Origin of the sequence: Nocardia sp. NPDC046763, assembly GCF_040645495.1 — a bacterium.
In the GTDB taxonomy this organism is placed as follows: Bacteria; Actinomycetota; Actinomycetes; order Mycobacteriales; family Mycobacteriaceae; genus Nocardia.
In genome coordinates this window covers 169,635-187,268 of sequence record NZ_JBEYYI010000010.1, presented here as the reverse complement: position 1 = coordinate 187,268, position 17,634 = coordinate 169,635, and the positions used below count along the sequence as shown (strand labels likewise).

Annotated in this window: 32 protein-coding genes; 24 read left to right on the top strand and 8 right to left on the bottom strand. The window is 67.8% G+C overall.

Going from position 1 to position 17,634, the window contains the following annotated elements; all coding sequences use genetic code 11:
- Positions 1-60: 60 nt before the first annotated feature.
- Positions 61-1,332 (top strand): MFS transporter, encoded by a 1,272-nt coding sequence (locus ABZ909_RS18765; RefSeq protein ID WP_357001008.1) that lies wholly within the window; start codon positions 61-63, stop codon positions 1,330-1,332.
- Here ABZ909_RS18765 and ABZ909_RS18760 read toward each other — a convergent pair.
- Genes ABZ909_RS18760 through ABZ909_RS18750 form a run of 3 tightly spaced genes read right to left on the bottom strand, consistent with a single transcriptional unit; the run spans position 1,329 to position 2,990 of the window.
- Entirely contained in the window at positions 1,329-1,775 is a 447-nt protein-coding gene (locus tag ABZ909_RS18760) for a hypothetical protein (protein WP_357001006.1), read from the bottom strand. The genes ABZ909_RS18765 and ABZ909_RS18760 overlap by 4 nt on opposite strands.
- A 55-nt stretch (positions 1,776-1,830) precedes the next feature.
- The gene (locus ABZ909_RS18755; RefSeq protein WP_357001004.1) at positions 1,831-2,517 is read right to left on the bottom strand and encodes a phytanoyl-CoA dioxygenase family protein; all 687 of its coding nucleotides are present in this window, start codon (positions 2,515-2,517) and stop codon (positions 1,831-1,833) included.
- Positions 2,514-2,990: a DUF4254 domain-containing protein gene (locus ABZ909_RS18750; RefSeq protein ID WP_357001002.1), complete on the bottom strand. Its 477-nt coding sequence runs from the start codon at positions 2,988-2,990 to the stop codon at positions 2,514-2,516. Before ABZ909_RS18750 ends, ABZ909_RS18755 begins: the two co-directional genes overlap by 4 nt.
- A gap of 532 nt (positions 2,991-3,522) precedes the next feature.
- Here ABZ909_RS18750 and ABZ909_RS18745 point away from each other — a divergent pair.
- Positions 3,523-4,701, top strand: a complete 1,179-nt coding sequence (locus tag ABZ909_RS18745; RefSeq protein WP_357000999.1) for a hypothetical protein — start codon at positions 3,523-3,525, stop codon at positions 4,699-4,701.
- Positions 4,694-5,269: a flavin reductase family protein gene (locus ABZ909_RS18740; protein ID WP_357000997.1), complete on the top strand. Its 576-nt coding sequence runs from the start codon at positions 4,694-4,696 to the stop codon at positions 5,267-5,269. Before ABZ909_RS18745 ends, ABZ909_RS18740 begins: the two co-directional genes overlap by 8 nt.
- 12 nt (positions 5,270-5,281) lie before the next feature.
- Here ABZ909_RS18740 and ABZ909_RS18735 read toward each other — a convergent pair whose 3' ends face one another.
- Positions 5,282-5,707, bottom strand: coding sequence for a hypothetical protein (locus ABZ909_RS18735; protein ID WP_357000996.1), 426 nt, complete (start codon positions 5,705-5,707; stop codon positions 5,282-5,284).
- Between the two features lie 210 nt (positions 5,708-5,917).
- On the opposite strand from ABZ909_RS18735, the gene ABZ909_RS18730 reads away from it, so the two are divergent.
- Positions 5,918-6,055, top strand: a complete 138-nt coding sequence (locus ABZ909_RS18730) for a hypothetical protein (protein WP_357000994.1) — start codon at positions 5,918-5,920, stop codon at positions 6,053-6,055.
- Here ABZ909_RS18730 and ABZ909_RS18725 read toward each other — a convergent pair.
- Genes ABZ909_RS18725 through ABZ909_RS18715 form a run of 3 tightly spaced genes read right to left on the bottom strand, consistent with a single transcriptional unit; the run spans position 6,052 to position 7,315 of the window.
- Entirely contained in the window at positions 6,052-6,237 is a 186-nt protein-coding gene (locus tag ABZ909_RS18725) for a hypothetical protein (RefSeq protein WP_357000992.1), read from the bottom strand. The two genes, ABZ909_RS18730 and ABZ909_RS18725, sit on opposite strands and share 4 nt — an antisense overlap.
- Before the next feature lie 59 nt (positions 6,238-6,296).
- A complete protein-coding gene (locus tag ABZ909_RS18720; protein ID WP_357000989.1) occupies positions 6,297-6,479 on the bottom strand; it encodes a hypothetical protein in 183 nt (60 codons plus the stop codon).
- Positions 6,479-7,315, bottom strand: coding sequence for a site-specific integrase (locus tag ABZ909_RS18715; RefSeq protein ID WP_357000986.1), 837 nt, complete (start codon positions 7,313-7,315; stop codon positions 6,479-6,481). The genes ABZ909_RS18720 and ABZ909_RS18715 overlap by 1 nt, the downstream gene beginning before the upstream one ends.
- Positions 7,316-8,472: 1,157 nt before the next feature.
- Here ABZ909_RS18715 and ABZ909_RS18710 point away from each other — a divergent pair.
- Positions 8,473-8,892 (top strand): hypothetical protein, encoded by a 420-nt coding sequence (locus ABZ909_RS18710; protein WP_357000984.1) that lies wholly within the window; start codon positions 8,473-8,475, stop codon positions 8,890-8,892.
- Between the two features lie 23 nt (positions 8,893-8,915).
- Here ABZ909_RS18710 and ABZ909_RS18705 read toward each other — a convergent pair whose 3' ends face one another.
- Positions 8,916-9,287, bottom strand: coding sequence for a helix-turn-helix transcriptional regulator (locus tag ABZ909_RS18705; RefSeq protein ID WP_357000982.1), 372 nt, complete (start codon positions 9,285-9,287; stop codon positions 8,916-8,918).
- A 116-nt stretch (positions 9,288-9,403) separates the two neighbouring features.
- On the opposite strand from ABZ909_RS18705, the gene ABZ909_RS18700 reads away from it, so the two are divergent.
- The 19 genes from ABZ909_RS18700 (at position 9,404) to ABZ909_RS18610 (ending at position 17,599) form a co-directional block, all read left to right on the top strand.
- A complete protein-coding gene (locus ABZ909_RS18700; RefSeq protein ID WP_357000980.1) occupies positions 9,404-9,652 on the top strand; it encodes an XRE family transcriptional regulator in 249 nt (82 codons plus the stop codon).
- Positions 9,649-9,915: a DNA-binding protein gene (locus tag ABZ909_RS18695; RefSeq protein ID WP_357000978.1), complete on the top strand. Its 267-nt coding sequence runs from the start codon at positions 9,649-9,651 to the stop codon at positions 9,913-9,915. The genes ABZ909_RS18700 and ABZ909_RS18695 overlap by 4 nt, the downstream gene beginning before the upstream one ends.
- 127 nt (positions 9,916-10,042) lie before the next feature.
- Positions 10,043-10,423, top strand: coding sequence for a hypothetical protein (locus ABZ909_RS18690; RefSeq protein WP_357000976.1), 381 nt, complete (start codon positions 10,043-10,045; stop codon positions 10,421-10,423).
- 85 nt (positions 10,424-10,508) lie between these two features.
- A complete protein-coding gene (locus ABZ909_RS18685; RefSeq protein ID WP_357000973.1) occupies positions 10,509-10,634 on the top strand; it encodes a hypothetical protein in 126 nt (41 codons plus the stop codon).
- The gene (locus ABZ909_RS18680) at positions 10,631-10,858 is read left to right on the top strand and encodes a hypothetical protein (protein WP_357000970.1); all 228 of its coding nucleotides are present in this window, start codon (positions 10,631-10,633) and stop codon (positions 10,856-10,858) included. Before ABZ909_RS18685 ends, ABZ909_RS18680 begins: the two co-directional genes overlap by 4 nt.
- Positions 10,855-11,139, top strand: a complete 285-nt coding sequence (locus ABZ909_RS18675) for a hypothetical protein (RefSeq protein WP_357000968.1) — start codon at positions 10,855-10,857, stop codon at positions 11,137-11,139. The genes ABZ909_RS18680 and ABZ909_RS18675 overlap by 4 nt, the downstream gene beginning before the upstream one ends.
- A 74-nt stretch (positions 11,140-11,213) precedes the next feature.
- Positions 11,214-11,471, top strand: a complete 258-nt coding sequence (locus ABZ909_RS18670; protein ID WP_357000966.1) for a hypothetical protein — start codon at positions 11,214-11,216, stop codon at positions 11,469-11,471.
- Entirely contained in the window at positions 11,468-11,683 is a 216-nt protein-coding gene (locus tag ABZ909_RS18665) for a hypothetical protein (RefSeq protein ID WP_357000963.1), read from the top strand. Before ABZ909_RS18670 ends, ABZ909_RS18665 begins: the two co-directional genes overlap by 4 nt.
- Positions 11,683-12,249 (top strand): WhiB family transcriptional regulator, encoded by a 567-nt coding sequence (locus ABZ909_RS18660; protein ID WP_357000961.1) that lies wholly within the window; start codon positions 11,683-11,685, stop codon positions 12,247-12,249. Before ABZ909_RS18665 ends, ABZ909_RS18660 begins: the two co-directional genes overlap by 1 nt.
- The gene (locus ABZ909_RS18655; RefSeq protein WP_357000958.1) at positions 12,249-13,298 is read left to right on the top strand and encodes a hypothetical protein; all 1,050 of its coding nucleotides are present in this window, start codon (positions 12,249-12,251) and stop codon (positions 13,296-13,298) included. Before ABZ909_RS18660 ends, ABZ909_RS18655 begins: the two co-directional genes overlap by 1 nt.
- Positions 13,295-13,516: a hypothetical protein gene (locus ABZ909_RS18650; protein WP_357000956.1), complete on the top strand. Its 222-nt coding sequence runs from the start codon at positions 13,295-13,297 to the stop codon at positions 13,514-13,516. The genes ABZ909_RS18655 and ABZ909_RS18650 overlap by 4 nt, the downstream gene beginning before the upstream one ends.
- Positions 13,509-13,754 carry a hypothetical protein gene (locus ABZ909_RS18645; protein ID WP_357000954.1) on the top strand — a complete coding sequence of 82 codons (246 nt, stop codon included), beginning with the start codon at positions 13,509-13,511 and terminating at the stop codon, positions 13,752-13,754. The genes ABZ909_RS18650 and ABZ909_RS18645 overlap by 8 nt, the downstream gene beginning before the upstream one ends.
- The gene (locus ABZ909_RS18640; RefSeq protein WP_357000951.1) at positions 13,747-14,223 is read left to right on the top strand and encodes a hypothetical protein; all 477 of its coding nucleotides are present in this window, start codon (positions 13,747-13,749) and stop codon (positions 14,221-14,223) included. Before ABZ909_RS18645 ends, ABZ909_RS18640 begins: the two co-directional genes overlap by 8 nt.
- A gap of 1 nt (position 14,224) precedes the next feature.
- Positions 14,225-15,010 carry a hypothetical protein gene (locus tag ABZ909_RS18635; protein ID WP_357000948.1) on the top strand — a complete coding sequence of 262 codons (786 nt, stop codon included), beginning with the start codon at positions 14,225-14,227 and terminating at the stop codon, positions 15,008-15,010.
- Positions 15,007-15,165 (top strand): hypothetical protein, encoded by a 159-nt coding sequence (locus tag ABZ909_RS18630; protein ID WP_357000945.1) that lies wholly within the window; start codon positions 15,007-15,009, stop codon positions 15,163-15,165. Before ABZ909_RS18635 ends, ABZ909_RS18630 begins: the two co-directional genes overlap by 4 nt.
- Positions 15,166-15,296: 131 nt before the next feature.
- Positions 15,297-15,572, top strand: a complete 276-nt coding sequence (locus ABZ909_RS18625) for a hypothetical protein (protein WP_357000942.1) — start codon at positions 15,297-15,299, stop codon at positions 15,570-15,572.
- Complete coding sequence (locus tag ABZ909_RS18620; protein ID WP_357000939.1) at positions 15,569-16,606, top strand: hypothetical protein; 1,038 nt, start codon at positions 15,569-15,571, stop codon at positions 16,604-16,606. The genes ABZ909_RS18625 and ABZ909_RS18620 overlap by 4 nt, the downstream gene beginning before the upstream one ends.
- Positions 16,603-16,986, top strand: a complete 384-nt coding sequence (locus tag ABZ909_RS18615; protein ID WP_357000936.1) for a DUF6221 family protein — start codon at positions 16,603-16,605, stop codon at positions 16,984-16,986. The genes ABZ909_RS18620 and ABZ909_RS18615 overlap by 4 nt, the downstream gene beginning before the upstream one ends.
- Complete coding sequence (locus ABZ909_RS18610; protein WP_357000933.1) at positions 16,979-17,599, top strand: hypothetical protein; 621 nt, start codon at positions 16,979-16,981, stop codon at positions 17,597-17,599. Before ABZ909_RS18615 ends, ABZ909_RS18610 begins: the two co-directional genes overlap by 8 nt.
- The last annotated feature ends 35 nt before the right edge of the window (positions 17,600-17,634 follow it).

Sequence of the window (17,634 nt, the reverse complement as noted above, 5' to 3'; positions counted from 1 at the left end):
CACCACGCCGCAGCGACGGCACGCGGAACTCTCTGCTCCGATCCGATAGTCTGCCGCGCTGTGCCGTTGCTGACGCTGCTCCGCCGCCCCCGGATCCTCGCGATTTGGTCGGCGCAGCTGCTTTCGATCCTCGGGGATCGGTTCTACGCGCTGGCAGTGATGTGGCTGGCGCTAGAACGCTCCGGTCCCGTCGCCATGGGCGCGGTCGCCATCGCGGAGAGCGTCCCGTTCATCCTGATCGGCGCATTCGGTGCGCGCCTGCTGCACCGGTGCGCGACCTTCCGAAACCTCGCCGCGGTCGACTGCATCCGCGCTGGCCTCGTGGCGGCCCTGCCGCTGCTGTGGAATCTCGGCGGCACTCCCGCCATGTTCGCCACGGCCGCGCTACTCGGTGCCCTGGCCGCGATCTTCGACCCCAGCATCAACGCCCTGGTTCCCGACCTTGTCGCCGAGGACGAGCGCGCGAACCTGGTTGCAGCAATGGACCTCAACGGAAGGATCGCGCGCATCGCAGGGCCTGCACTGGCTGGCGTCCTGCTGCTGATCCTGCCGGTCTCGGCACTGTTCATCGCCGACGCGATCACATTCGCGGTGTCCGTCGTTGCCCTGCTGTATCTGGCGGTCTCCGTCCAGGCCAGCGCGCCCGCAGGTGACCAGACTGGGGAGGCTGAACCGCAATCCGCGCCCGCTTCCGCCCGCGCGTTGCTGCGTGCGCAGCCCGCCCTTGGCGCGGCGTTCCTTGTGCACTCGGCCGGCCTGTTCCTGAATGCGCTGCCTGGTATCGGGCTGCCGCTGTTGCTCGCGCACCAGATCGGTGCTGGCCCCTCGGCCTACGGCGCGGTGCTCACCACCACCGGGACCGCGGCGCTGGTCGGCAACTTGATTGCCAGCCGGATCCGGCCAGCCGCCGCGTTCCTGCCGCGTTTTTGCCTGGCGTGGGCGACGGCGGGCGTGCTGATGGTCGCGACTGGCGCCGCGCACAGCCTCGCCCTGGTCCTCGTGTTCGCGGCCATGTCCGGGGCCGTAACCCCATTCATCTCGATCACCCTCGGTACCCAGCTCGCCGCACACCCGCGGCCGGCCCGGCTGCGCCTCATCACCGTGAATCACACCGTGATGAGGAGCGCGGGCACAGCGGGAATGGCGATCATTCCCGCGCTGATCGCGCCCGCGCCCGCGCGCGGGTTCATCCTCGGCGGGACCGCGCTGGCGGTCGTCGCCGTCACGGCCTGGGCGATCACATTCGCCGCGTCAAGGGCACCCCGTACACGCAGCGTGCGGGTGGTGGAAAAATCCACCACCCGCACAGATTCAGCTGATCAGGCCGCCTAGGCTTCCGGATCGACCAGGTAGTGCGTGACCGTGACGTCGTCGACGGTCAGGCCGAGGTCGTCGTAGATCAGCGTGTGCATCCGCGACAGGTACGCGCCGCGGCGCTCCGCGTAGAACTGTTGGTCATACCAGGCCACGCCCAGCACCACGTGCCCCGCACCGGTCTCGCTGCCGAGCTCCGGCTTGAACCAGGTGTGCTGCCAATCCCAGAGCATCAACTCCTGGGGGCGCGAGCGGAGCCGCTCGTCGGATTCGCGCAGGGCGTCGATCACCCTGGCCGCGAGCTCGGCGGTGCGGCAGTAGTAGCTGCACTCCGACTTCGCGAACAGGACCTTGCTGCCGCGGCGCGGCGTGCCAGGGCCTTCGCCCACGAGCACGCGGACCATGGTCTCGGGGTCGCTGGGGAAGACGGCCTGGAGCGTCGGTGAAATGGTTGCCGACATGATGTTTCTCCCTACCAGAAATATGGTGAATAGGGTTCTCCCGTAACCGGTTTGATCACGGAAGCCTGAGGGGCACCCAGCCCTCGCGCTGGGATGCCGAACCGCGCCTGTAGGCGCTGCGGTGGGCGTAGACGACGTTGAGCCCGATGCGAATCCGTGCGGTGCTGTTAGGGCCGGACCTGTGCAACAGCCGGGTGTCGAACAGCAGGGCCTCGCCCGCGGTGGTGGGCACCGTCGTGAATTCGCAGTCCGTGAGCCGGGGATCGTCGTGGGCGGTCAGGGCGCCTGTGTCGTCGAATACGTGCGGCAGGTATCCCCACCGGTGGGATCCGATCGAGAACTGTAGGGCACCAGCAGATTCGGGAGAATCGGAGATCGACAACCAGCACGACACCGCCCGCACCGGGTCGAGTTCGGTTGCGACGCTGACCCCGTCCTGGTGCATCGGCACCTCGGCGGGGTCGTGGGGCCACTTGATCACCAGAAAGGTCTGATCGACCCCGGCCTCGGGGCCGATCAGCCCTGCGACCCTATTGACCAGGGCAGGCGACTGGACCAGGTCGCGGGCCCACTGCTCGGTCAGGTGAGCGTTGCGCACAACGGTGGTCCCGGTCTGGCTGTGTGCCGACCCCAGGTAGTGCGCCAGCGCGCGGGAGGCATGCCCGGTCGTCCACTGCACCGGCGCGAGGTAGCCGCGGTTGGCGAACAGACTCGGGTCGTGGCGACGTGTCATGTGTGTCATCGGTGTTCGTCCTTCGGCAATGGGGGTTGGCCGTCGACCACCTCGGCCACCAGGTCGGTCCACCTGCCGGCGAGCACGGCGAGTCGGTGGAATGCGGTGTGCACCCGCTCGTCTCGCCCGTTTCGGCAGCTCTTCAGAATTTGGTTGGCGTCAAGTTGTGCGCGCGCCATCTCGTCGATGGCGGCACCCAGCAACCGCGGACACCGATCGGCGTGCGGTGCCTGCATCTCAACCCATGCGTCGATCGCTGACACCAGGACTTCGCACGTGCGCAGGTGAGACGGCCCGCCTTCGCGGAGACCTCGGTGCGCGTAGTGGATTTCGGCCAGCGCGCGGGCGCACTGGGTGATCGGATGGGCATCTGGTCGATCGCCGATGTGCCCGCAGAACGCGGCCAGCAGTTCGTGCCAGTCCGGCAGGATCGGATAGATCCCGGTGCCGGGAACGAATTGGCGGGCGAGTTCGGCCGGCACGCTGATCATGACCGGCATCCGCCGTTCGCCTGCTCGGCGGCGAGACGGGCCTGGATCTGAGCGAAGCTGATCCGTCTGCTGTCGTTGTGTGTGCCGGAATGAGGTGGGCGGCTGGATATGTGGGCGGCCACGAGTACTGCCGACAGGGCGATGATGAGGGCTAGCACCACGTCCATGTCCGTATGCCTCTCCTACGTCGGCCCCTGTGTGGGGGCGGCACCGGCGGACCGTTGTGCTGGTCGGAAGGGGGCGCGGATCGCACATATCGCCGGTGCCTGACTTCGAGCGTGGCGGTTGCGATCCGGGTAATTCGAGTACCTAAGTGGATAGAAACGGGTAGTTTCCGGCTCATACCGACCGCAAGCAGGGGAGCGGGCCTATGGTCGAGGTCGAGTGGACGGCGCGTGAAGTCGCCGCGTTCCGGTCAGTGTTGAGGGAAAGCGAACGTGAGTTCGCCAAGCGGGTCGGGGTATCGAGACGGGCTATCCCGCTGTGGGAAAATGGCGTCACGCGCAAACTTCAGGCAGCGAGCGTGCGAATGCTCGATGCCGCCCTCGCCGGTGTGGATGCCGAGACGCGCGCCAGGTTCGAACAGGCGCTCGCGCAAGGAACTTCACCTGCTCAGAGCAGCGGCGATGCTGCCACCGATCAAGGGGGTGATTCGACGAATCGCCGAGACGCACTGCGCATTCTGGGGATCGGCGGGCTGGCCGCCACCGGGATGCGGCACGCGGTGCTGGGCGCCGCTCACGATTCCGCGCAGCTGACCAGCGCGATCGACCGCAGCCCGATCGAACCGACCACGATGACCGAATGCGCTGAGACACTGCGGCGGCTGGCCACCGACTACGTGCTGTGCCCAGACCTCGATCGGATCTTCATCGAGCTGACGGTGCTGCGTGACCGCGTCGCTGCGGTGATCCAGCGCGCCGGCCGCCTGGGCGATCTTCAGCAGCTGTATGTGCTGCTCTCGGCAGCCTGCACGCTGCTGGCGTCGGTGTCGCATGATCTGGCCGAGCCGCAGGCCGCGATGATCCAAACGGACTCGGCGGCCAAGTTCGCCAGCCTGGCCGGTCACCGTTCCTTGGAGAACTGGGTGGTTTGCACGCGCGCCATGATCGCGTCCTGGTGGGAGCCACCGGAACGGGTGCTCGCCGAAGCCGACAAAGCGATTGCCCCGGGCGGGATCTCGCACGTGCGGCTGTCCGGACTCGTTGCCCGTGCGCATGCACAGGTCGGCAACCGCGGCGCGGCTATCGCGGCCATGGACGCGGCCCGCCGCGAACGCGACCGTCTGTCCGAGAACGAGAGCCTGACCGACCTCGGACCGGTGTTCACGTTCTCCCCGGCTCGCCAGCACTACTACGATGCGACCACCTATGCTCAGCTCGGGGAGTGGACACATGCAAAGTCCGAGGCCGAGAACGTGATCAGCCTGTATGCGCCCACCACGGCGCAAACCTGGTCTGCGACCCTCACCCTCGCCCAGGTCACCCTCGCCCGCGCGGACCTGCACCTCACCGGGCCCGACGCCGCGCTGGCACACTTGGAACCGGTGCTGGCGATACCTGCCGGGCAACGGATCCCGCAGGTGCAGACCGCGCTCAACAGCATCGGATCCGACGTGGCGGGCCAGGCCGTCACCCCGGCCAGGCGCACCCTCGGCGAGGCGGTACGCACGTTCGCCCCGAGAAAGGAACTCGATGGGTAGTGACAACGCGTTGGAACGCGCGCACCGGCTACTCGCGCCGCGCATCGCCTACCTGATCGGAACCATCGACGCGGACAAGACCGCCAACCTGATCCCGGTGTCGAACCTGACCTCGGTATCCACGCGGCCGCAGCACGTCGCGCTCGCCGTGTTCAAACAGTGGTCGACCTACGAAACTCTGCAAACCGCAGCGGGATTCACGGTGTCAGTGCCGGTGATCGATCAGCTCGAAGCGGTGTGGAAGCTAGGTGCCCGCTACTCCCGCTTCCCGGCGGCCGGGCCGAGCGAGAAGCTGGCGGCCAGTGGGCTGACGCTGGATCACCAGGTGTCGGGGTACGGGCCGGTCGTGCGGTCTGGAATCGGATGGATGACCTGCCGCACCATCACCCGCCTGGACCTAGGCGGCGATCACGGCATTGTTGTCGGCGAGGTCGAACAGGTCTGGTTCAACCCGGACTATCTGGACCGTGATGGCACACCACGTGGCGCGCCGCATCCTGTGATGCAGCAAACCGGCAACCAATTCACCTCGACAGCAGACGAATTCACGACAGTGCCCTACTACTGACCGCTGGTGTCCTCAGTACCGATCGTCGAGATTCTCATCATCCATGTGGTCTACGGCCTTGGTGAGTCGGGCTAGCCTAGCGAGCACCACGTCCGCCGACACGCCCGCGCGGTAGGTCCGGTCACCGGCCGCGACGATGCCGCCGAGCATCGGCAGGGCTAGGAGTGCGAGCACCTCGTCGACAGCGTCCAGCCCGGGCACCGGGTCAACCGCCGGCCGGACCGATCGCAAGACGTCGCGGGCGTCGAAAACGGCGGCCGGATCGACCTCGGCCAGGACGTCGAGCACCGCGGCGAGCAGGTGATCAGATGCCATCGTGGATACCGTCCCGTCCATCGAAGGCCAGCGGACGGCAGGCCGCTGCGAGTTCGGGCTGAAATACCCGGCCGCCGCACCGGCCGCAGGTATAGACGCGATGTCCTCGTCGGCATCCTTCACACGCTGTCCATCCGAGCGTGAATTCGCCGGCCCTGAGCACGTGGCGCGGCGGCCCCTCGCAGAGCATCGGCCGCGGCTGTACCCACCCGCCCGCAGTCTCGACAAGCTTGTCGTTGTCGATCGCATGGCCGTCCGGGTGCAGGTACCAGACACGCCGCCCGCTCGAACCCATGTGCGAAGAATAGCCGAGCGCTCGCTTATCATCGGCGCGTGGCGGACGAGATTATTTGCGGACTATGCGGCAAGCAGCCGGTCGGGGATGGCGGCCAGATGTGCGGAGAGTGCCGGGCGCGAGTCGAGGCGGTCAACGCCGCCGACCCGTACCCGCTCGTGCCGGACCTCGACTAGTCGCGCCACCGGCCGCGCTCGCGCGCTCGCCGCAGCCGCGCCGGCCGCCGCGAGTGCCAATCCCAACTATCCGCAGAAAGCTTGGCGGTGTCCGGCGCGGCATCGAGATCGAGAAACTCGACGAGCTCGCGGAAGATGAGCAGATCAGCGCCGACAATCTCGGGGTCGAAATCGGGGTACATGCGAGAACGGACGCGCCACGCCGGGCATAGGTTCCCGACGCGGCGCGTTGCGATTTGAGTTACATCAGTGCGGCGATGCGGATTTCAGCGATCCAGCCGAGTATCTCAGCGCGCAGTTGTGCGCGCTCACTGCGGAGCTGCGTCATTTGGTCGTCGGACTCGGCCAATGCCGTCGCGCGGCTGTGATCGAGGATCCAGCAAAGGCGGCGTTCGACGTAGCCGCCGTGCTGCGCCGCGAGCATCAGGCGGCACCGCGGCCCTCAACGACCGCGAGAGCCGGTTTCGGCTTCGGTCCATGGGAGAGCTTCGCCCCTATGACGGCGGCCGCCACAGCGCCGGACCGCCGATCCAAATGGCCGTAGCGGTCGCTGGTCGTGGTGATGCTCTCGTGCCCGAGGTGCCTCTGAACCACATGGAGCGGCACGTTGTCGCAGAGCATCCACGATGCACAGGTGTGGCGTAGATCATGGATTCTGGGCTTTTTGCCGTCCAGTGGATCGCCCGCGGCGGCTAGCAGGCGTTCGATCGCTGGAGCCCACACCTGCTTGTAGAACGTCGTGATGTGTACGGGGCCGCCCGAATCGTTCGTGAACAGCCACGCTTCGCGCGGTCGGCCAGCGAGCGGCAGCTCGGCGATGAGCTCCGCCGCGAGGTCGATAGTTCTGTTGCTGCGCTTGGTCTTCGGCCGGCCGATCACACGCTCACCGCCGGTGTACTTCCATGCCCGGCGGATCCGGCCCGTGTTGCGTTTGCGGTCGATATCGCCAACTTGGAGGGCACTCACCTCGCCGAACCGAGCGCCGCTCGCGACGAGGAACTTGACGAATATCCGCCAGCGCTTGGGGATTTCGTGGATGAGTGCGTCGAACTCGTCCTCTTCGAGGAACACCATTTCGGCCTGGTCGACCCGCGGCAGATTCGTGTTCTCGCACGGATTCGTCGGAATCGTTCCGGCGGCGGCGAGCGATGCCATGACCGCGTACAGGAATCCATGTTTGTTCGCGATGGTCTTCGCCGCGTTCCCGACGATCTGCTCGAGATGGTTGACCCATTTGCCGACGGCTTTGTCGTTGATCACGTCGACCGGAGTCTCGGCACCGAAGAACGGTGCGAGATCGTTGGCCAGGAATCGCTTGTAGCGGTTGCGGGTACCGTCCTCGACGCCTGTGAGCCCATCGATGTATTCCGTGACCGCGGTCCCGAGATCTGGTGCGGGCGCGTCTGTGACGTCCTCAGCCGCCAGTATGTCGAGGGCACGGTCGGGGCCTACTCGGTCGAGGAGATCTCGCCAGCGTACGGCCGCGGCGTGGTCATCGAAGCTCTGCGAGGTCTGCTTGCCGTTGTGGCGGAACAGGATCGCGGTGTAGCTGGAACCGTCGCGGCGCGAACGGATGCGAATGCTGGACATCGTGGTCCTAACAGTGGTCGGAACAGTTGTCCGCCGACATCCCCACGATGTCTTGACCGCTGCGTGTTGACCGCTGTGTTGACGGCGCCCAGGTCAGAAGCTCGAAAAGAGCCACTGACCTGGGCGGTCAAAGCGGAGGATAGGGGATTTGAACCCCGCGTATCGCCCTGCCGAATCGCCTCTACCAGCGCTTCCCGGAATCTCAGTGAATTTCGCAGCGCTCCGTGACCTGCATGTTAGTCGCCGGTGTGGACGCGGTCCACGCGTCCACGGCAGGGCGAGCGCGCTCTCGATCGTGTCGGGCATTGGTCCGCCCCGAGGCCGCTCGCGCGGGTGGCGCGGCGCGCCGGTGTGCCCGCTATGTGACCTATTGTGCCAATCGCGGTTTCCCGGCAATTCACACATTTCGGGAAATTGATTGCGACGGAAGAAATTCCAATTGGAACAGTCTGCCTGAATCGCTGAATGCCTGCGATTGCAGCTGAGATCTCAAGCCAGGTCTCGAACACGTGCTATGGCGGCAATTTCCCGCGCTCATGCTGGGTAAACCTCAGACCGATCGGTCTGCCGCCTAGCTCGCGGCAGTGTCGCGCCACGGGCCCGGCAGCCTGGACCACGTAACACCTGGTCGAGGCGGTCCGATAGTCACCGTTTGCGCGCGAAATACGTTGATAGACAAAGCGCAATGACGTCCTGCGCAGTCGCTCGTGACACTCCCAAATGAAATTGCATGCAGTGTAGATGCCCGGGGTTAATCTCGGATCGAGCGCCCGCTTGGTTCTGTCAGCGGTGCCTCGTGTGGACTCCGCAACCGAATAGTCAGTGAAATGACCTGGCGAGGGGCCACGCCGGGCGGGGAAGAGGCGTGCAATGCAGCAATGTTCTGGGGGCCGTCGTTGAGCGAGCCCATCGAGTTCGGAATCGGGCGGGCAGAGATTCCCGCCGCCCTGGAGCAGGCCCTCGCTCGTCACGTTCGCGCGCTGCGCGAGCTCGGGATCGAGCACGGCGAACCGCTCGGACATGTGCGCGTCGACTCGGAACGGCATCGCGCCGAAATCGGTTCTCTCGTCGTGCATGTCGACGGCGTCGTCGAGGTGGTGCCGTGCGAGGACATCACTCTCGAGCAGGCTCTCGCCCTCGACCGAGAAGCGATTGCCGCGAAGCTCGGCAGGCCCGAGCATCGCCGCGGGTGGACCAACATTCCCGGGGTGGGCTGGCACGTAGCCATATTCGAAGAACTCCGATAGCAGCACGCGCCAGCGCACCGCCCTCAGGCGTTGCGCTGGCGCGCCTCGGTGCGCGCCTGGAGCTCGGCCGCACGGGCGGCGTCGCCTTCGCCGGTGAACGTCTCGGCGCCTGCCGACCTCACACCCTCGCGTGCGGCCTCGGCCTCGACGAGCGCCTCGTCGGCCGGGCGTAGAAGCGCGACCATCGACCAGCCGAGCACGCGGCCGATTGCCTCCAGATCGTTGACGTTCAGCGGCCGATCATCGCGGAGCCGCTCATTCAGATAGGTAGGCCCGAGGCCGGCCGCCCTGGCGAGTTCGTTCTGACTCATGCTTCGGCGTCCGAGCTCAGCGCGTATCTCTCGCGAGACCGCGCGCCCGGCAACGCCCGACGGGCCGATTGCAGATCTACCCATGCCCGCGAGGGTAGCAAAAAACGCTCACCTTCCACGTTTAGAACGCGCCGAACGTAAATGACACGCCATGAACGTAACAAAGTTCGCTGAACGTAAATACGTGTAGTGTGTCGAGCGTGAAGGGCATCACCGACACGGAGCGACTAGCCGCTGAGATCCGCGCCGAAATGGGCCGTCAGCGCAAGCGCAACAGCGAATTGGCGCAGGTCATCGGCAGGACCGAGGGCACGGCGCGTAACAGGTTGAGTGGCCGCTTCCCGTTCACCGTCGACGAGCTCGCCGCTACCGCGCGGTGGCTCGGCCGGTCGCTCACCGATATCGCGAACGCCGCCGGGCTGGACGAGGGAGAGGGAGAGGCAGCATGACGACCACCGAGCCCGAAATGCGCACGCATTCAATCGAATACGCCGCCGAGCAGATCGGCGCGCCGTCGGTTGACTGGCTGCTGCGCCGGTTGCGTCGCCGCGAGCTCCCCGGCCGCCAGGTCGGCCGGAACTGGCGCATGACCGACGGCGATATCGCGCGCTCGATCGAGTTGCTCGCACGCCCCGCGATCGTCGCGGTGCCCGACCCCGCGGGCCTGACCCCCGGGAGCCGCCGACGGCTGACTCGTCGCCGGTCGGCCTGACCCACAGACCCACTCGACGGTATCCGCCCCGCCGCGCCGCCGAGTGCGCGCACGGGCCGGGATCCCAGAGCCCTCACTCTGCCCGGCACCGACGCACCCCCCCCGAGAAGAGAACGAGAGGATCCCGATGTCCATCTCTTGCCGTTTCGTGGACGGCTCTCCGGTCACCCCGACGGACGCCGAAATCATCGCCCGCGCATTCGGATTCACCAGTGCCCGCGCACTTGAGGAGACGATCGCCAAGCGCGAACGCACGAACCGCGAGCGCGGGATCGTCAGCGCCGCCGCGGCCCAGGTCGCCGGGAGCCGCCGCGCCGCTGCGCTGTCCGGCCGCACCGACTCCACGCCCGCGAGTCCGATCCCCAGCATGAGCAGCGAGGCATACGCCGCCGGAATGGCGCGCCTTGCGCAGGACCGCGCCGCCGCCCGCGCGCGCACGAAGGCGAAGCAGCGCAAGGCCCGACTTGCCGTCGTCGCCCGCAAGCGGGGCGAGGCAGGTGCGGCATGAGCGCGGCAGGCATCGCCGCCGTGAGCGTGGTGGCCGGGCTGCTGTGCGGCGGCCTGGTCCTCGCCGCCCTCTGGGGGTGGCACGAATGAGCCGCCACGTGCACAGCGATCACGAAATGCTCGGCCTGCTCGGCGACCTCACGCTCGCCCTGCTCTTGCTGGTCTTCATGATGTTCGGCCTCGGCCTCGTCGCACCGGCGGTGCTGCTGTGAAGCACCGCGCCGGGCAGGCCCTCGACGGCTGGATTCACGCAAGCTGGCCATGGTTTGTCGGCCTCGCCGGTAACTGGGTGCTCTACGCGGGCGGTTGGATCGGCGCGCCGCAGATGCTGACCGTCATCGGCATCACCCTCGCGGTCCTCGCGTTCATCGGCGGTATCGCTGTCGTCTGGCTGCTCGCCGTGCTCGTCTCGGACTACCGGCGGTGGCGCGCATGAGCGGCGAGAAGGAGCAGGCCGTCACCCGTTGCCTGCTGAATGCGTCGGTGCTCGTGACGATCGGCCGCGGCGCGGACGACGTCGAGCGCGTCAACGCCGACCTGTTCACGATGCGCCGCGCGCCGCTACTGCTTAGCGGCCCGGATATCGCCCGGGCCCTGCGCCTGGTCGCCGCGGCATTCGAGTCCCAAACGTCCCCGGGCGACCGCGTTGTCGTCGACCTGGGGATCTCGACGCCCGGCGCGGTCACGATCGCGCCGGGCGACGAGCCAAACCCGTAACCAAGTGCACCCGCCCGAGTTCGTGGCTCGGGCGGGTGCGGGTGTTCCCCAAGAGAACGAAGGAATCCTAACCGATGACACACCGCAAACCCGTCAAGAAAATGCCCTTGACCGGCGCGAAAACAGTGACGGTCGCCATGCTGCGATCCATCCTCGACGTCGCCCGGAACTCGACCACGGTGCCCGAGATCCGCCAGGCCGCAGAGGAGTTCGCCACCGAGCTCGACGACGGCGAGGGCATGTACGAACCCAGCGAGCTGGCCGCCCGATTCGAGTGCCTCGTCTTCGACGTCGAGCGTGCCCGCCTGCACAAGAACGGGGCGGCCCGATGACCGAGACCCTGCTGACGCTCGGCGCCCGCCTGTACGTCCTCGGCGGCCTCGGCTGGTGCGCCTACGTGGGCATGTCGATCGCCGCGCAGCACCTCGCCCCGAACGCACCGGCCGATCGACCCGACGAGCACGAGGACCAGGCCGACGAGACCGACCTCGTCGGCCGGGACTACTGCCCCCGCTCACGCACTCGAAACCAACTGGGGGCATAGTGATTTCACTGCAACTGGGCGCATGTCGCACGTCCGGCCTGTCGCCCGATGCCTGGTTCGCGAAGTCCAGCGACCCGGATTTCAAGCGCGCGCAAGGTCATTGCCTGCGCTGCCCGATCCGCCGGGAGTGCGGCGACGACGCGCTCGACCATGAGGCACAGATCGGCCTCCGTGCGGGATTCAGGATGGACCGCAAGGCCCAGCGTGAGGCACTGCGTGTGTGGCTGAAGCGGCCCGCGCCCGCGTCGCCTGCTCGGTCCGCGGGGCCCGCTCGGTCCGCGCCGACCGTGCAGCATGCGCCCCGCACGTGCTCGTGTGGGCGCGCGTTCGTCCCGAGCACCCGGAATGCCGAACGGTGTCGGCCGTGCGTTCAGGGCCTCGTCGACGCCGAGCCTGTGCAGGCTCACCTGAAGAAGCTTCGGGCGCACATGATGCTGCGAACCGTCAGCGACCGAACGGGGTTGCCGTCCAGCACGGTCCGAGGAATCGCGAACCGTGCGTCTCGTCGCTACGTCGACGCCACCGCGGCCGAGTTGATCCTCGCCATCACACCGGAGGTGCCTTGATGCCTCATTTCATGGTGGACGACGGCGCAGCCTTCCACGCGAAGTTCGTCGCCGCGGGTAACGCGGCGGTGGGCCTGTGGGTGCGCGCCGGCGCTTGGTCGCAACAGCCCCAGAACCTCACCGAGGGATTCATCCCGAACCGGGTCGCCCTGACCTTGGGAACCAAGGCCCAGATCGGCAAGCTCGTCGCCGTCGGCCTCTGGCACGAGGCCGCCGAGGGCTACTGGTTCCACGAGTGGGCGGACCGCCAGATGTCGCGCGAGGAGATCCTCGAGCGCCGTCGCAAGCGGGCCGAGTCTGGCCGTCTCGGCGGTATCCGGTCCGGCCAGTCCCGGCGGGACAGCCGCGAAGCACTTGCTTCGCACGATCACGAAGCGAGTGCTTCCCATCCCGACCCTGTGGACAACGAAAAACCGGCGACAAGCTCTGACCACTCGACGGCCGAACGAAAAACCGGAAATCCACCGTCGAAACAGCTCCCACCTGCGGAAATGCGAAGCACCAGCGAAGCAAGTGCTCAAGCAAACCCGAAGCAGAACCGAACCCCTGTCCCTGAACCCTGTACTAGTACTTACGTCGAGGGGGAATCGGTACGTACCGAAGACACGAGCGCCGCCGAACGGACCCCACCCCCAATCCATCACGACGAGCACCCGGACGGCTGGGAACCCGACTGCGGCGAGTGCACCGCGATCCTCGACAACCGGATCGACTTCCAGGCCGCCCGCGTCGCCGACACCGAACCGCCCGCGCCGCACTGCCCCGACCACCCCGGCGGGACACCTGCAGCGTGCGGCCCGTGCGCGGCGGCCCGGCGCACGCGGGAGGCGTACAACGCCGCGCTCGCCCGCGCCAAGGCCGCCAAGCGCACCGCGGACGCCCACCGCGCCGCCGACGACCGGCGTCGAGCCATCGCCGATTGCGCGATGTGCGACGAGCACGGCTACCAGGGCACGAAGGTCTGTGACCACGACCCCGGCAGCGCCGACCGGGCCGCACGCGGAATCGCCGCCGCGAAGGCCGCACTCGCGAAGAGGCACGCGTCATGACCCTCGACCGCACCGGCGAACCCATCGACCTCGACGACGACCACGACCCGACCCGATGCCCGAAATGGCTCGGAGAGGACGCCGACGGCCACCCGATTCCGTGCCTGCGCTGCAAAACCCACCTGGTCGACGGAAGCCACCACGGCCGCCACAACGAGCCCACCCCATCAGCCCGCGCCCAAGCCGCCATCGATGCCGAGGAGAGCCGCAATGCCTGAGTTGCCCAAGACAACCAAGGTCGGCGTGGACTATCTGCGCCGATTCGCCAAAAGCGAGCACTACGTCTACCGCGACCCGGCCAAACCCGGTAGCGGAATCTCCAAGCCCGCACTCGAACGCCTCATGCGTGACCGCCTGGTCTATCTCGGCAAACCCGTCCCCGGCCGCGGGCGGCCCGTCGTCGTCACCATCACCGGCCGTTCCGTGCTCGACGCCGAGGAGGCCCACCATGCCTGAACCGACCATGTACCTGCCCTCGCACACCACCTATCGCCGCGAGTGCAGCGATTTCGCCGAACTGCGCGCGGCCGTCGAGGGACTCCCGGAGAGCCTGAATTTCCCTATGTCCTGGGCGATTGCCCCGGACGGCGATGAAATACTGAGCGGCACACCGATATTCGCGGTGGTCGTATTCATGGCCCGCCAGGCGGCGACCACCAAATATGTCACGACCAAGTTCGATCCGGCAGACGTCGAGACATGGCTCGCGGGCCCGATCCGCGAGCGGACGGCGCGCTGGTTCGGATGGAACGCGGCACCGCCCGCGGTCGGCTACGTTCTCGGCCGCCTCGAGGCTGACGGCAAGCCGATCCGCGTCAACTCGATCGTGTTGCCCGAGGACATCGCCCGCGACGTCGTCAGCCCCGACCGCAAGGTGTTCGCACTGTACGAGGCGCCGGGCCTCGGCGACGCGGGGGAGTGCTGACATGGCCAACCTCGTCGACGAGGGCCTCGACACGATCGACGCCGCAGGCTGGCACCCGGCCGACGTCGTCGCTGTCCGCGACGGCGTCCTGTTCGTCGACTGCCTGTGCGGGTGCGGCTGGTCCACGGCCGCCGCCGGCATGTCGCCGGTGTGGGACGCCCGCCTCGGCGAGTACTTCGCATGGGCGATCAACAACGCGCCCTCCCTCGTCGCCTGGATCAAGACGGCCGAGGAACGCATCGCCGAACTCGAGGACGCACACGCCCAGGTCCTCGCCCGGGGCCGGGCACTGTTCGAACCGGTCCGCGACGAGCACCTCGCCATCATCGTGACCGAAGGGCCCGCCGTCATCGCCCGCCGCCTGCACACCTCGAACGCGGTCGCGAAGCTGCTGCGCTGGTTCGCCAGCAATGCCGCCGAGGTGCTCGCCGATCACCTCGAGGCCGATCCCATCGAAATCATGAAACCCGTTGTGACACAGGCGAGAGTGACCATGTCTGACCAGACCCCCGCGCCGACCGTCACCACCGCCGAGCACACCGTGTCGTGCGTGCCCTTCGGCCACCCCAACCGCCGCCACCTCGAGATCAAGGTCCGCCAGCGCCGCGACGGCCGATGGAACGTGAGCGATGGATTCGAGTTCTACGACCCTTCCGGACAGCCCAGCGACGAGCCGTGGCCGATGGACGAGGCCGAGGGGCTCGAGCTCGCGAAGCGCCTTGCACCTGCAATGACCGTCGAGGGTTGCACCGTCGCCGACGAGTTGGGGCTGTGGGGTGGGCAATGACCGAGACCGAAAAGCGGTGCGACTGTGGGCATTTTGAATCCGCGCACCGTGGCGGGCGCGGTGAGTGCCTGGCGAAGGACGGGCACGGCATCGCCTGCTACTGCCCCTGGGTTGATACGCACGAATGGGACAAGTTCGCCGGTGAGCAGCCGTGAAGCCCGGCCGCGCGATCATTGAATTGCCGTGGACTGCACCGCCTTTGAGTCTCAACGATCGAGGCAGGACAACCGGCGCGCGGTTCGCTCACGCGCGCCGGGTCGCCGAGGTCCGCGGTACGGTTCACCGCTTGGCCCGAGCCGCCCAACTCCCGCGCGGCCTCGCCCACGTCACCGTGCTCTTGCACTACCGCCCGCCGGACAACCGGCGGCGCGATACCGACAACCTCGTCGCGACGCTCAAACCAGCGTGCGATGGGCTCGCCGCCGGTACTCGCACGCACCCCGATTACGGGCTGGTTCCCGACGATATTCCGCGCCACATGGCCAAGCCTGAGCCCGTGATTCACGAGCCCGAGCGCGGCAAGCCCGGCGCGCTGTGGCTCGAAATCACATGGGAGGCATGACCATGGCCGCGGTCCTGTGTGCCGAGTGCGAGCGGCCCGTCGCCGACGCGCTCACGCTGTGCATGGTGTGCGGCGAGCGGCTCGTCGCCGAGCTGCTCGCCGTGCCCGGCCTCGTCGAGGACCTGGCCGTCACGCGCGCCCGGCTGGATCGGCTTGCCGCGCCGCGCCAGGGCGGGAGCGCAGCCGAGGCGCCCATGCCGGTCCGGACTGTCGCGGTGTGCGCGCGGTGTGCGGATCCCGACCACGAAGACGGCCCGTGTGGGAAGTGCCGGACCGGGGCCGACATGCTCGGCGACGAGGTGCTCGCGTGGCTGACGAACGCCGTCACGACGTGGGCCCGCCTGATCGCCGACAGCCTCGGCGTCGAGGTTCCGGTCGACTCGCGCGGACTTGCGCAGCTCGTCGCCAACGGCCGTGACGGTCGCCGCGACACGCCGCCCGTCGTCGACGTGGTCGTCTGGTTTGAACATGTGCCCGTCGGACCGCCCCGGCGGCGGGCCCGCGTGAAATCCGGTCGCGGCGCTGACGTGCTCACCACACCCGCTACGGCTGTCGAGCTGGCGGCGGTCTGGCTGGCCTGCCACCCGCACGAGGTCCGTTCGCACCCGGCCGCCGGCGAGCTGGCGGCCGAGGTTGTCTGGGCCGTCGAACGGCTGCGCGCGATCACCGATCGGCCGCCGGAACGCCGATACCTCGGCATGTGCGGCGTGCCGCTCACCGACGGCACCAAGTGCCCGCACGAACTCCGTGCCGAGCGCGGGGCCGGTTGGGTACGGTGCCCGCGATGCCGTACACAGCACGATGTCCGCGCGATCGAGGATGCCGCGCGGGATGCCGCGCGGACCGAGCTCTACCCGCTCGCCGAGCTGGTCCGCGTGCTCGCCACCGTCGGCGAGCCCGTACCGCGCCGCACCGTCTACGACTGGGCCCAGCGCGGGCGACTACTGCCCGCGCCCGGCACCGAGCTCTATCGGCTTGCTGACGCGCTTGAACTGGCGGAGCAACGACGAGAACGAGGAGGATCAGCAGCATGACCGTCGAGGACTTCATTGCGGCCCGGCTCACCGAGCGGGAGGCGGTAGCGAATGAGGCAATTCAGCGCGAACGGGCCTCCGGTAGCGGCAAGTTCGACCTCGAATATCAATGGGTCCGATTCACGCGAGGAACCGGCGAGACAGTGTTGTCGGGGTTCGCACCGGGCGCACCGTCCCCGGACGAGGTGCTACGGCAGTGCGCCGCGATCCGCGCGATCGTGGCCGAGCACGACCTCGGCACCGATCCGTGCGACGCCCACGGGCCTCGATTCGAATCGGTCACCTGCGGCACCGTGCGGGCGATCGCGTCGATCTGGTCCAACCATCCTGGCTACCAGCGGGAATGGTCGATCGATGCGGAAGGATCGACTTATGAGTGACGCCGCCGAGCCCTGGCACGAGCGAGTATCCCGCGAGCGCAACGAGGCTCGCGCGTGGCTCGAGGACGCGCTCGACCGCGTCGAATCAGGATTGCCCGGGGAGGATGTCGCGGCGGCCCTGCGCCGATTCGCGGGCTATCTGCGCGTGCAGATCGCCGAGGACGACGCGGCGAGCGCGGACTACGCCGACTGGATCGACGGGAACATGACCGGGGAGCCGTCAACCCGTCAGACGAGGTACACGGACCGTCCAGGCATGGAGCTGGCCCTAATGATCCTGGCCGGAAAGGGTGACGACGTGGCGAAGCCCGACCACGAGCCACAGGACGCCGGCGCCGGGCCGTACGACGACCCGTTCGACCGTCCGATCGGGTACGACTACGAACCGTTGCCTGATGGCCGCATTCCGGTGTGGGTCATGGGCGGTATCGGCGACGAGGCCCGCGCGGTCACGCCCTGGAACAAGCACGACAACCCGATACCGCTCTCGATCGCCGAGATTGCGCGCGACGCGGGCATTCCACCGGGTGAGGTCGTCGGTCGTGAGTTCACCGCGACTGGCGACGCGAACGATCTGCGCGACTTCCGGCTGAAGCACGACCCGCGCATATGATGAAAGACCCGTCGGGGCGGATACCAGCCGCCCCG